We start from the raw sequence: 12,665 nt of genomic DNA, 5'->3' as shown, positions 1-12,665 counted from the left end.
GGGTTCCGTCGGGTTTGGTGGCGAGTAGGTCGGTCTTGCCGTCGTGGTTGAAGTCGCCGGCGATGATCGGCGAGGTGCGTGTCGTGCTCTGGCTCGATGCGATGCCTGCGAGTTGCGTGAGGTTGCCGTTGAAGACGTCCTGATCTCCGGGAAAGACACCGCTGTCGGCCCATTGCCAGAAGGCGTAGTTCGACCAACTCCCCGGCAGGGTGCCTGGAGACCCGGATGTCGTGTATCGAGCGATGAAAAGAGGGTTGCCTGAGAACGCCGAACTATTGCCCGTGCACTGTGTCCACCAATCCGTCGTCGAGTAGATCGCGGGCAGACGACCCGTTCGGGCAAGAACCGTGTTCGAGAAATCTTGTATCCACGCGACCATCGCCGCCTGGGACATCCCATAACAGGTGGCACCGTACGGGTTGTACTCGATGTCGAGAAGCGGGGGAAGGGTGTGCCCGTCTGGGCTCCAACCGCCACCGTTGGAGACGAAATAGTTCGCTTGGGCGGCACCCGAGGAAGTGTTCGGGGTTGCGAAGTGGTACGCCCCGTGCATCAGCCCCGCAGCATAGGAGTCGCTGTACTGTTCGCTGAATTGGCTGCTCGTGTAATCGGTGCTTTCCGTCGCCTTGACATAAGCGAATCTCGCCCCATTGGCGAATGCGGTCTGCCAATCCGTCAGAGTGAGGGTCTGCCACCCGCTCACGTCGAGACCCGGCGTACCTGAAGGCTGACCGGCGACAAGCGGCTGCGCGAAGAGTCTCGTCCCGGATCGCGTGCGCGGGATCGTCGCCTTCGGAATCGTCGAACCCATCGCGTGATCGTGGGTGGCGTTCATCACCGCCAATGACGGATCGGCGCCGCCGGGGTGCGTGGACGAGCTACTCGGCGGGGTGGAACTGCTGGTTGGCGGGGTGGAACTGCTGGTTGGCGTTGGCGTTGGGGTAGGCGTAGCGGTCGCCGTTCCAGTAGGTTCGAGCGCCGGGTGCGCCTGGACCGCCCCGGCCATGCCCGTGAGCGGAACGCTCACGCAGATGGCCGCGATCGCGGCGGTCACGACGAAGAGCATACGGCGCGAGCCGCGCAAGTTGCCCAATTAGTCCCCCCTGGGGTGCCGATCGCCCGCGGCACTCCGTCCACACTACGACGCACATGTGCCCGGGGACGTTAGCGCCACGTGCGCCGCGAAATCGCGGCGGTAGGAGAATGCAGCGTGACCTTTCTTTGTTCAGCGCGAACCGCGAGCCGTCTTGTCGTGCTCGACCAAGCAGACTCCACGAACGACGAGCTCGCTGCTCTCGTGCGCGAGGGCTCCCGCTCGGAGTGGCCCGAGTTCAGTGTCGTGGTCACCGACAATCAGACCGCCGGGCGGGGCCGCCTCGGTCGCGAGTGGTCGGCTCCCGCTGGAACGATGCTCGCGATCTCCGTCTTGCTGCGGCCCGCGCGGGCCGGGATCTTGGGTGCAGAGGCGAAGGGCTGGCTACCGCTCCTGGCGGGGCTGGCGATGACGGAGGCGCTCGAGTCGCTGGGTGCGCGCACCGAACTGAAGTGGCCGAACGACGTGCTCATCGACGGACGCAAGGTGTGCGGAATCCTTGCAGAGGCGCAACCGGGCGACACGGTCATCGTGGGCGCGGGAGTGAACCTTACGATCACCGCCGAGGATCTCCCCGTGCCGACGGCCACCTCGATGCTGATCGCGGGAGCCGAGACTGGTATGGACAGCGTGCTGGCCGCGTACCTGAAGGTGTTTCGTGAGCTCTACGATCGTTTCGCGACGGCGACGGGCGATGCAGATGCGTCGGGTCTGCGGTCGGCGGTGGCGGCAGCCTGCTCGACGCTCGGCCGCGCAGTCCGTGTGCAGCTCCCGGGCGGCGCAGACCTGATCGGCATCGCCGATGAACTCGATGTCGGCGGGCGCCTCGTGGTCGATTCCAGCGGGCGCCGCACGGCGGTCTCAGCGGGAGATGTGACCCACCTGCGGTATTAATGGGCCTATGGCGCTGACCGACGGATACGGAGTACCGCCAGCGGAGCGTGTGGTGGCCCGGCTGCGCCAGCATGTCCGCAGGATGTTCTGGCCGTCGGTAGCCTTGATCATCGTCTGCGGTGCTGCGGCATACTTCGGGTCTGCGTTCGGCGGATGGATCCGTCTTGCAGTCTGGGTCGCGGCCCTGCTCATCGCCATCTTCCTGTTCCTGCTGCCGTTGGGCGGCTGGCTCACGACTCGTTACACGGTCACGACGCGTCGATTGATCGTGCGCACCGGACTGTTCGTGCGGGAGCGCCGCGAACTGCTGCACAGTCGGGGCTACACGGTCACGCTTCGCACCTCATGGCCGCAGAGCATCTTCCGAAGCGGCACGATCGTGATCGGCGTGATGGACCAGAAGACGGTTGCGCGGCTGCGAGACGTTCCGCATGCCGAAGTCGTGACCGAGGCGCTGCACGACCTGATGGAGAACAGTCAGCGCTTGTACTCATCCGGATGGACGACGGGATCGTTGCCGATGGAGCAGACCGAGCAGCCCAACTGAACGGCCGGCAACGATGCGGGCCTCAGCCCCGGCCCAACACTATTCAAGTGCGGCCTCGGCGGTCACGCCGGGGCTTACGCATCCGCGGCGGTCTTCGCGGATGCTGTCGCGGCGTCGGAACGAGCGGCAGCGCGCCGCGGTGAGTACACCCAGAACTTGTACAGCAAGTAGCGGACCACCGTGCCGAGCACAAGGCCGACGACATTGTTCGCGATGTTGTCGGACAGTAGCGAGTGGAACCCGAGCACGTATCGCGAAACGACGATGCAGAACAGCGGAACGAGCATTCCGATAAGGCTTGCCGCGAGGAACTCCAGACCCTCACGGGCCGTATTGCGCTGGCGATCGCCTGAGAACGCCCAGTATCTATTACCCAGCCAGTTCACGACTATGGCGGCGAGGGTGGCGACGATCGTCGCCAGCAGCGGGCCGTGCGGCATGGTCGCCGGGTTGAACACGGTCAGCCACAACCCGTTGAACACGGCGAAGTTGACGACGACACCGACGCCGCCAACTGCCCCGAACTTGATCAATTGCAGCAATTGAGGAAGCCAGCGCGACTTGAGCGTGGCCTCGTGCCCTTGGGTGTCGGGGCTGCTTTCATCGATCTGAGTCATGCTGAGACGCTTCCTGCCCCGGTCGATTGTTCGTCTTCACGCCCGACCTTGCGGGTCGGACGAATGCACGCTGAGCGTAACGAAGACACTTGTGAGCGACCTAGCACTTGGCGAGGGACCGTGAGTAGGTGTACAGAGTGGTTGTTCAGGACGGAGAGCGGAACAGCTACCGGCACCGCTTCTCGCCTGCCGTGCCGGATATCGCGCGTGCGCGCTCACCGGCTCCATCGGCTCGGCAGAGCGAGCAAGCTCGCTCTGCTCTCACCTCAGTCGCCGATAAGATTTCACGGTGGCGAAGACAGTCGGGGTGATCGGTGGTGGACAGCTCGCACGGATGATGATTCCGGCGGCGCTCGAACTCGGAATAGGCATCCGAGTGTTGGCCGAAACGGCCGGTATGTCGGCCGCGATCGCGGCGTCGGCCGTTGGTGACTATCGGGATCTCGACACGGTGCTGGAGTTCGCGCGCACGGTGGATGTCGTCACGTTCGACCACGAGCATGTCCCGCAGCCGGTGCTCCGTGCGCTGGTCGAGGAGGGCATCCCGGTGCACCCTGGTCCCAATGCGTTGCAGTACGCCCAGGACAAGCTGCTCATGCGACAGAAGCTCTCGGAGCTCGGGCTCCCGGTTCCGGATTGGGCGGCAGTGGAGAACCCCGAGCAGCTCGACGGCTTTCTGAAGGATCACGGCGGGAGGGCCGTCGTGAAGACGGCACGTGGCGGTTACGACGGCAAGGGAGTTCGCGTGATCGGCGGCGCGACCGAGGCCGACGACTGGCTCACCGCGCTCGCTGAAGACGGAAACGGCGGTTCCCTGCTGGTCGAGGAACTCGTCGATTTCCGTCGGGAGCTGGCTCAGCAGGTGGCGCGTCGGCCTTCGGGCGATATCGTCGCGTGGCCGGTCGTGGAGACCGTGCAGCGTGACGGAATCTGTGCGGAGGTGGTCGCTCCGGCTCCCGGTGCTGCCGGCCGAGTCGCTGAACTCAGCGAAGACATCGCCTTCCGCATCGCCGAAGGCCTCGGGGTCACGGGTGCCATGGCGGTCGAACTCTTCGAGACGCGCGACGGCCGAGTGCTCGTCAACGAGCTCGCCATGCGGCCGCACAACAGCGGCCACTGGACGATCGACGGTTCGACCACCAGTCAGTTCGAGCAGCACCTGCGTGCCGTGCTCGACCTCCCGCTGGGCGCCACCGGCACCGTGCGGCCATGGTCGATGATGATCAACGTGCTCGGTGGCCCAACCGGTGCGACCATGCCGGACCGGTATGCGGATGCCATGCGCGAGCATCCCACCGCGAAGTTCCACAGCTATCAGAAGGATTCGCGACCGGGTCGCAAGGTCGGACACGTCACGGTGTGCGGAGACGACCTCGACGAGGTCGCGTACCAGGCGCGTGGCGCAGCGGCATTCTTCGAAGGCTGACACCTAGCCTGGATTTCATGCCCGGCATTAACTCCACTGAGCCTCCCGTCGTCTCGATCGTGATGGGGTCCGACTCGGACTGGCCCACGATGAAGGCCGCCGGGGAGGCGCTTACGGAGTTCGGTGTGCCGTACGAGGTCGAGGTCGTGTCCGCGCACCGCACACCGGAGAAGATGATCGCGTTCGGGAAGGATGCCGCCGCCCGCGGCATCAAGGTGATCGTCGCGGGAGCGGGCGGTGCCGCGGCTCTTCCCGGGATGCTGGCCTCCGTGACCACGCTTCCCGTCGTCGGCGTTCCCGTTCCGCTCGCCAAGCTGGACGGACTCGACTCATTGCTCTCGATCGTGCAGATGCCGGCCGGTATCCCGGTCGCCACCGTCGCGATCGGTGGGGCGAAGAACGCGGGCATACTCGCGGCGCGCATCCTGGGCATCGGTGACGACGCTCTCGCCCAGCGGCTCGCCGACTACGCCGCAGGCCTCATCGACCTCGTGGAACAGAAGAACGCCGAACTGCACCGCGCGCTATGACGATCGCGAACCCGATCCGATATCCGAATGCGGGCTCCCGAGACCTGATGACGCGCAGGGGTTGGTGGCTCGTCGCGCTCAATCTGCTCATGCCGGGCAGTGCCCAAGTGCTTGCCGGCAATCGCAAGCTGGGGCGATTCGGGCTCATCGCCACTCTCATTCTGTGGCTGGCGGCCCTCGCGATCTTCATCGTGTACCTCGTGCGGCCGACGGCGATGGTCGGGTTCTTCACGCAGACGTTCGCGCTTTGGGCAGTGCAGGTCCTGCTCGCTCTGTATGCGATTCTCTGGGTGGTGCTCACGCTTGACACGTTGCGGCTAGTCCGTTTGGTGAGGGCTCACCCGCCGGCGCGAGCGGGCATCGCTGCATTCGCCGTGCTGCTTCTTGTTGCGGTCTCGGGAAGCGCAGCATATGGCGCGGTGCTCGCGGGATCCGCGCGAGGCGCCCTTTCCGGAATATTCTCGGCGGCGGCATCCGAACCACCGGCACACGGCCGGTACAACATCATGCTGCTCGGCGGGGACGCCGGACCCGGTAGAGACGGCATGCGGCCGGACAGCATGTCAGTGCTCAGCATCGACTCGAACACAGGACAGGCCGTCTCCATCGGCGTTCCGCGCGACCTCGACCCGGTGCCGTTCAGAGACGGCTCGCCGATGCAGAAGATCTACCCCGACGGTTACGGGTACAACGGCAACTGCGATGTCGACGTCTGCCAGCTGAACTCCATCTACACCGAGGTCGAGCTCTACAAGGCGAAGCTGTACCCCAACGCCACCAAGCGGAACAGTCAGCCGGGTATCGAGGCGATGCGCGACGCGTTGGAGGGCGTGACCGGGCTCAAGATCCAGTACTACGTGCTCATCGACATGGAGGGCTTCGCGCAGCTGGTGGATGCGCTCGGCGGTGTGCAGATCGATGTGAAGGAGAAGCTGCCGATCGGTGGTGACGCACAGGGCAACGGCGTGACCGGATGGGTGTACCCGGGCGATCAGCACATGAACGGGTACACGGCCCAGTGGTATGCGCGCTCACGTGAATCGACGAGCGACTACGACCGCATGGCCAGGCAGCGCATCCTCGAGGATGCCATCCTCAAGCAGTTCACGCCGGTCAACGTTGTGACGAAGTTTCAAGACATCGCCAAGGCGGGGCAGCAGGTGATGAAGACCGATATTCCGCAGTCGATGCTCGGGTACTTCGTGGATCTGGGCATGAAGACGCGGCAGCTTCCGGTGCAGAACCTCGAGCTGGTGCCGCCGACGATCGATCCGAGCGACCCGAACTACGACCAGATACGCGCTCTCGTGCAGAAGGCAGTAGTGCCGCCGACGGCTACACCGAAGCCATAGTGCATGCCTTACCGATCGTGAACGGATAGGGTCCTCACGTGAACGAAGCGACATCGGCTGCTGTCCGCACCGAAGCGCATCTCGCGTTCGGGACCCTTTCATCGTGACGCAGCCAGACGGGCGAGCATCGAGTGGCACATCGCTCGCGCGGAGGTTGTTCGGCTTCACCACCATCCCCCTGGTTGCGTTCGTGGCGCCTCTTCTCGTGCTGCCGATCGTCGCTCGAGTAGGCGGAGTGGATGGATGGGCGAGCGTCGGGATCGGTCAATCGCTCGGCGCATTCGGCGTGTACACGACGAGCTTCGGCTGGAACGCGATCGGCGCCGCTCGGGTCGCTCTTGAAAAGGACGAGAACCGTCGAAAGCTGGTCTTCGCCCAAAGCCTCTGGACGCGCGGAGTCGCCTTCGCGGTCACGTCCATCGTGCTCGGATCGATCGCATTCGCGATCTCGGCAGACGGATATCGGTGGGTCGGCGCTCTGGTGGCTGTGGCCACGGCATTGGGCGGTATGACCGTCTCCTGGTACGGGGTCGGCGTCTCCAAGCCGTCGCTGGTCATGAGGTACGAGACCATCCCGATCACAGTCGCCATGATTCTTGCGGCCGTCGCTATCCTTCTGACTGGCCAGATCATCCTCTACCCCGTGTTCATGGGACTTGCGACGATGATCGGAATCTACCTCATGTGCCGCTCGCTCTTCAGAGAGAGCTCATTCCCCCCAGCGGCGACGCTCGGCCTGGGCGGTGTGTTCCGGCGCAACGCCGGCCCCGCGGTCATCGACGCGTCCGGTGGAGCATACTCGTCCGCTCCGGTGCCGATCGCCCGAGCGACGACCGGGCTCGCCGGGGTGGCAGGGCTCGTGTCGGCGGACCGGGTCTATCGGTTCGGGTTGACGGCGGTCGTCGTCGTCGGTAACGCATTGCAGGGCTGGGTGCTCGAGTGTGCGCCGGCGGAGGGCCGGTATCGGCGTCAGATCGCGAGTATCGCGGCGCACCTCGGGCTTGGACTCGTCGGGGGCGGCGTATTGGCGATCGGCGGCCCCTGGATCGCCATGCTGCTCTTCGGCGGCTCCGTGGTTCCGTCCGAGCCGGTCTTCTTCTGGTATGGGGTGGCGTATTTGAGCATCTCGGTCGCAACGCCGTTCATACGCAACCTGTTGATACCGGGGAACAAGACGGGTGTCGTCGTGATCGCCACCGTCTTGTCGGCGTTGATCGGCATCGGGGCGATGGTCGTGTTGGGCCTCGTGCTGGGCCTTGTCGGCGTGGCCATGGCACTGGCGATCAGCGAACTCGTCGTGACCTGCATCTTGGCGGTACCCGCTTTCCAACTCCTCAGGGATGAACGTTCGCAGTTCGTGCGACGGGGTGGGCGCTGAACCTCTCAATCACGCCTACCGTTTCGAGCCTCGTACGACCGCTGTGCCCGTTCGGAATGCAGCAGGCGCAGGCCATGCAATCAGAGGGTGCCGAGCCGGTGGCCTATGATGAACGGGTTCCGCCTCAACCCCGACCGTGTGAAAGCGAGACTCAATTCGTGTCCGAATCCAACAAGCTGACCGGCGCCTTCCGACGCGGGCTGGATCTGGGCGACCGGGTCGACGTCACGACTCTCCAGTACCGTGCGATTCCGGAGTGGGACTCCATCGGTCACATGGCGCTGATCGCTGAAATCGAGGGCGAGTACGACGTGATGTTCACCACTGAGCAAGTGATTGCCTTGTCGAGCTACGACAGGGCGATCGAGTTGCTCAGGGAGCACGGTGTCGACGAACTCTGAACGCAGGTCAGTCCTCGTCACAGGTTCGACACGTGGCATCGGCTTCGAAGTCGCGCGCCGGTTTCATGCGTCTGGCTGGGTCGTGGGCGTCAACGGCCGTGATCCCGAGGCTGTCGCATCCGCAGCAGTGAGGTTAGGCGAGGATGCAGTCCCGTGCGCCTTCGACGTCACGGATCCTGACGCGACGGTACGCGCCATCGGGGCATTCGCTCGCGGTGCCGGCGGGCTGGATGCGGTCGTCGCTTGTGCGGGCATCATGAAGGATGCGCCGCTGGGTATGATCACGAAACCCCTGGTGTCGGACGTGCTCGGGACGAACATCGCCGGCGCCATCTATACGACGCAGGCGGCCTCGCGGGTCATGGCGAGGAAGCGCACCGGCTCGATCGTCCTGTTCGGGTCCATCGCGGGCGAGGACGGTGCCGGCGGGCAGGTTGTCTACAGCGCTTCGAAGGCGGCCGTGTCAGGCATTGCGCGTAGTGCGGCCAAGGAACTCGGGCCACGCGGCATCCGCGTCAACGCGGTGATCCCGGGCATCATCGACACGGACCTCATCGAGTCGTTGTCCGACGAGGCCCGCTCGGACTTGGTGGCGGTGACTCCTCTCGGGCGCCTTGGCCGAGTAGACGATGTCGCCGGGGCGGTGAGTTTCCTCTGCACAGAAGATGCGAAGTTCATCACGGGACAGACGTTGCGCATCGACGGAGGGATCAGGCTGGCATGACCGTGGACAATCTCCTGAGCGGACCGGCATCGGCGACCGCTCTGATCGATGGCGACTCGTCGCTGACGTACCAGTCACTACGCGACTCAGCACAGGCAATGCGGCGCGTCGCCCGCGGCATCGTCATGTTGCGCATCGAGAACACGTTGCCCGCCATCGAAACCTATGCGGCCTGCGTCGACGGGGGACATCCCGTGCTGTTGATCGACCGCGACGCGACGCACGAGTACGTCGAGGATCTCGCCGCGCGCTACCGTCCTGCGGCCATCGCGAACGTGCCGTTCGACGTTCACGGCTTCTCGCGCACCGAGGCCCCGCACGCCCCGATCGACTGGCAGGCGGCCGATGGGCAGGCGGCGGACGCGCATCCGGATCTCGCACTGCTGCTGACCACCTCGGGATCGACCGGGAGCCCGAAGCTGGTACGCCTGAGCAGGACGGCGGTGCTGAGCAACGCAGAGTCCATTGCCGACGGTCTCGGAATCGGCGAAACGGAGCGGGCGATCACGTCCCTCCCGCCGTCATACACGTACGGGCTCTCGGTGATCAACAGTCACCTGATACGGGGTGCGAGCCTCATCCTCACCAACGAGTCCGTCGTGGCTCAGCCGTTCTGGCGTGAAGTGACACAGTTCGGGGCCACGAGCTTCGCCGGCGTACCGACTACGTATCGCATGCTGAAGCAGATGCGGTGGGATGCCGCACAATACCCATCTCTGCGATACCTCACGCAGGCGGGCGGCCGACTGTCGGACGAGTTGCGTGAACACTTCCTGGACATGACCGAACGACTTGGAGCCAAGTTCTTCGTGATGTACGGACAGACCGAGGCCACCGCGCGCATGACCATCACTCGGCCCGAACTGCTTCGCATGGAGATCTCAACGGCCGGTGAGCCTGTTTCCGGCGGGAGTCTCTCCATCGTGAACGCGGACGAGCACGGCGAGGGCGAGGTCGTCTATTCCGGGCCGAACGTGATGATGGGCTACGCGGAGAACGTGAGCGACCTTTCGCGCGGGGATGACCTCGGCGGTGTGCTGGCCACGGGTGATCTCGGATATCTGTGCGACGGCGCCCTCTTCATCACAGGACGCAGCAAACGAATCGTGAAGATCTTCGGAGTGCGCGTCTCTCTTGACGACATCGACCGTTGGCTCGCTTCCCGCGTCAACGGAACCGCGGTGCAGGGGGAGGATCGCGTTGATGTCTTCGTTCAGGCGCCACTCGAAGACCCGGAATCCCTTCGCTCCGAGCTGTCGAGTTACATCCGTGTGCATCCGTCGGGTGTCCGTGTGCACACGGTCGATGAGATCCCGTTGCTGTCCAGCGGCAAGATCAACTATCAAGCGCTGAGATCGGCGGTGCGGACTTGACGATCGAGTCTCTCATCGAGGCGCCTCAGTTCTCCTTCACGCGGGGTGACCGGGAGTCGCGACTCCTTCCGCTTGTTAAAGACACGCTTCAGTTCCACCGACGTGCAAACGCACCATTCGGGGCGCTCATCGACAGCGGGGGGTTCCCGAACCCGGCGACCGGAGGCATTGCCGGGCTGCCCTACTTGCCGGTTCGCGCTTTCAAGGAGCTCGATCTGGCCAGCGTTCCCCGTGCAGAAATCGTGAAGGTGCTGACCTCCAGTGGGACCACAGGACAGGCGGTCAGTCGTATCAATCTGGACGTCGAGAACGCCAATCGCCAGCAGCGCGCGCTGAGCGCCGTCATGCAGACCGTTCTTGGCCCGGAACGGCTCCCGATGCTGATCGTCGACACGAAATCCGTCATCAGTTCGCGGTCCTCGTTCTCGGCCCGTGCGGCCGGAGTGATCGGCATGATGACGTTCGGTCGAAGTCACACCTGGCTGCTCGATGACGAGATGGATCTGGATCGGGAGCTGCTCAAGTCGTTCCTCGACAAGCACAAGGGACAGCCGTTCCTGATCTTCGGATTCACCTTCATGGTCTGGCAGTACCTGCTGAAGGCGCTGGCTGACGGCGAGGTCGACTTCTCGCAGGGGGTCCTCATCCACTCCGGCGGATGGAAGAAGCTGGAGAGCGCAGCGGTCGACAACGATTCGTTCAAGCGCGAGTGGCATTCCCGCACCGGCCTGCAACGCGTCCGCAGTTTCTACGGCATGGTGGAACAGATCGGATCGACCTTCATCGAGGGCGATGACGGGTGGATGTACTGCCCGAATTTCGCCGATGTGGTGATCCGCCGACCGTCCGATTGGTCCGTGGCGGACCCGGGCGAGCCGGGCGTCATCGAAGTGGTGTCGGCCCTGCCGACGTCTTACCCGGGCAATGTGCTGCTGACGGAGGATCTCGGTGTGTCCGCCGAGGAGTCGCTCGACGGTGATTGGAAGGGCACGCGGTTCAAGATCCTCGGTCGCCTGCCCAAGGCCGAGCTGCGCGGATGCTCCGACACGCATGCCGCGAACCAAGGAGCCCCGTAATTGCCACAGCTGGAAATGCTCTTCCCTGCAGCGGGGATGACCGAACTCGAGAATGTCGTCCCGCTGTTGCGCCAACGCGCGCGCGTCACACGGGCACCCTTCGACGACTCGGTCGTCGAGTTCTTGGACGGCTTGTCGAGAGCGTTGTTCGGATTGGCGCGAGCTGACCCGGCGCTTGCCCCACTTGCGTTCTTCCTACGGCGGGCGAACTCCTTGCGGCTTCGCGATCATGCCATGGCGCGGGTCCCAGGCGGTGCGATCGCCGTCCCGCAAGGAGCCGTATTCCACGTCCCGCCGACCAACGTCGACACGCTGTTCCTCTACACGCTGGGCATCGCGTTGCTCGCCGGCAACGCCAACGTCGTTCGGATTTCGGAGAACGCCGGCCCGTCCACGGACAAGATCATCCAACTTGTGATCTCGCATCTGCAAGCGAACGCCGATTTGGCCGAGTCAGTGACGATCGTGCGATTCGGGCACGATTCGGCTGTGCTCCAAGCATGCACCGACGTTGCGGACATCCGGATGATCTGGGGCGGTGACGCCTCGATCGGTGCAGTACGGCGCGCATCCCTGCGGCCCCACGCATCCGAACTCACCTTCCCGGACCGTATCAGTTTCTGCGCCATCGATTCCCGGGCCTATCTCGACGCTTCGGACGAGGTACGTCGGAGGCTCGCCGAGGCTCTCTACAACGACACGTACTGGTTCGATCAGATGGCGTGCTCGTCACCTGTGCAGATCGTAATCGTCGGAGGCGCCGAGGGGACCGACCGCGAGATCACACATGACGTTCTCGAGCGAGTCGACGCCGTCGCCAGGTCACGCTATGCCACGGTCGATGGGCAGGCCATCAACAAGATGGTCGCCGCGATGAAGGCATTCGCGGACGGTGCACGCGCCATGGACTGGGTGTCCAACGACAGTGTCGCTCTGGGATCGGCCACCCTCCGCGACGCGGAGGAGATTCGGCCTGGTGGAGGCTTCTTCACGACGCAGCGCGTGGAGTCCCTGAAGGAACTGGTGCCGCAAATCGAGCGTCGCGTGCAGACACTGTCGACGTTCGGAATTGCGCGTGACGAGTTGGTGACATTCGTTCGTGCACTCAACGGCCGTGGCATCGACCGCATCGTGCCGATCGGTCAGGCGCTGGACTTCGATGCGGTCTGGGATGGGAAGGACCTCGCCCTGGGCATGCTGCGATTCGTCATGGTGACGACGTCGGCCGAAGCGTGAGGCCGAGGGTACGGAACG

Annotated in this window: 14 protein-coding genes; 12 read left to right on the top strand and 2 right to left on the bottom strand. The window is 64.4% G+C overall.

Annotated elements, in window-relative coordinates:
• Positions 1-811, bottom strand: an 811-nt coding sequence (locus ACYVDK_RS12925) for a lysozyme (protein WP_460522355.1), incomplete at its 3' end; no start/stop codon positions are given.
• A gap of 13 nt (positions 812-824) precedes the next feature.
• Here ACYVDK_RS12925 and ACYVDK_RS12920 point away from each other — a divergent pair.
• The 3 genes from ACYVDK_RS12920 (at position 825) to ACYVDK_RS12910 (ending at position 2,534) form a co-directional block, all read left to right on the top strand.
• Positions 825-1,097, top strand: a complete 273-nt coding sequence (locus tag ACYVDK_RS12920) for a hypothetical protein (RefSeq protein ID WP_460522353.1) — start codon at positions 825-827, stop codon at positions 1,095-1,097.
• A gap of 155 nt (positions 1,098-1,252) precedes the next feature.
• Complete coding sequence (locus ACYVDK_RS12915; protein WP_460522351.1) at positions 1,253-1,987, top strand: biotin--[acetyl-CoA-carboxylase] ligase; 735 nt, start codon at positions 1,253-1,255, stop codon at positions 1,985-1,987.
• 7 nt (positions 1,988-1,994) lie between these two features.
• Entirely contained in the window at positions 1,995-2,534 is a 540-nt protein-coding gene (locus tag ACYVDK_RS12910) for a PH domain-containing protein (protein ID WP_460522349.1), read from the top strand.
• 74 nt (positions 2,535-2,608) lie between these two features.
• Here ACYVDK_RS12910 and ACYVDK_RS12905 read toward each other — a convergent pair whose 3' ends face one another.
• Complete coding sequence (locus ACYVDK_RS12905; protein ID WP_460522347.1) at positions 2,609-3,151, bottom strand: GtrA family protein; 543 nt, start codon at positions 3,149-3,151, stop codon at positions 2,609-2,611.
• A 289-nt stretch (positions 3,152-3,440) separates the two neighbouring features.
• Here ACYVDK_RS12905 and ACYVDK_RS12900 point away from each other — a divergent pair, with 289 nt between their 5' ends.
• The 9 genes from ACYVDK_RS12900 (at position 3,441) to ACYVDK_RS12860 (ending at position 12,647) form a co-directional block, all read left to right on the top strand.
• Positions 3,441-4,577 carry a 5-(carboxyamino)imidazole ribonucleotide synthase gene (locus ACYVDK_RS12900; RefSeq protein ID WP_460522344.1) on the top strand — a complete coding sequence of 379 codons (1,137 nt, stop codon included), beginning with the start codon at positions 3,441-3,443 and terminating at the stop codon, positions 4,575-4,577.
• A gap of 17 nt (positions 4,578-4,594) precedes the next feature.
• On the top strand, positions 4,595-5,107 hold the full coding sequence (purE, locus tag ACYVDK_RS12895; protein WP_460522342.1) for a 5-(carboxyamino)imidazole ribonucleotide mutase: 513 nt from the start codon (positions 4,595-4,597) through the stop codon (positions 5,105-5,107).
• 47 nt (positions 5,108-5,154) lie between these two features.
• Positions 5,155-6,459: an LCP family protein gene (locus ACYVDK_RS12890; protein ID WP_460522340.1), complete on the top strand. Its 1,305-nt coding sequence runs from the start codon at positions 5,155-5,157 to the stop codon at positions 6,457-6,459.
• A 103-nt stretch (positions 6,460-6,562) separates the two neighbouring features.
• Positions 6,563-7,837 (top strand): polysaccharide biosynthesis protein, encoded by a 1,275-nt coding sequence (locus tag ACYVDK_RS12885; RefSeq protein ID WP_460522338.1) that lies wholly within the window; start codon positions 6,563-6,565, stop codon positions 7,835-7,837.
• Between the two features lie 158 nt (positions 7,838-7,995).
• A complete protein-coding gene (locus ACYVDK_RS12880) occupies positions 7,996-8,238 on the top strand; it encodes a hypothetical protein (protein WP_460522336.1) in 243 nt (80 codons plus the stop codon).
• Positions 8,222-8,962, top strand: a complete 741-nt coding sequence (locus ACYVDK_RS12875; protein WP_460522334.1) for an SDR family NAD(P)-dependent oxidoreductase — start codon at positions 8,222-8,224, stop codon at positions 8,960-8,962. Before ACYVDK_RS12880 ends, ACYVDK_RS12875 begins: the two co-directional genes overlap by 17 nt.
• Positions 8,959-10,335, top strand: a complete 1,377-nt coding sequence (locus ACYVDK_RS12870; RefSeq protein ID WP_460522332.1) for an acyl-CoA synthetase family protein — start codon at positions 8,959-8,961, stop codon at positions 10,333-10,335. The genes ACYVDK_RS12875 and ACYVDK_RS12870 overlap by 4 nt, the downstream gene beginning before the upstream one ends.
• A complete protein-coding gene (locus ACYVDK_RS12865) occupies positions 10,332-11,411 on the top strand; it encodes a long-chain-fatty-acid--protein ligase (RefSeq protein ID WP_460522330.1) in 1,080 nt (359 codons plus the stop codon). The genes ACYVDK_RS12870 and ACYVDK_RS12865 overlap by 4 nt, the downstream gene beginning before the upstream one ends.
• Entirely contained in the window at positions 11,412-12,647 is a 1,236-nt protein-coding gene (locus ACYVDK_RS12860; RefSeq protein WP_460522328.1) for an aldehyde dehydrogenase family protein, read from the top strand. It abuts the gene before it with no gap.
• Positions 12,648-12,665 lie beyond the last annotated feature (18 nt).

This window comes from Humibacter antri (assembly GCF_054777235.1).
This window is presented reverse-complemented; position numbering and strand designations above follow the sequence as displayed.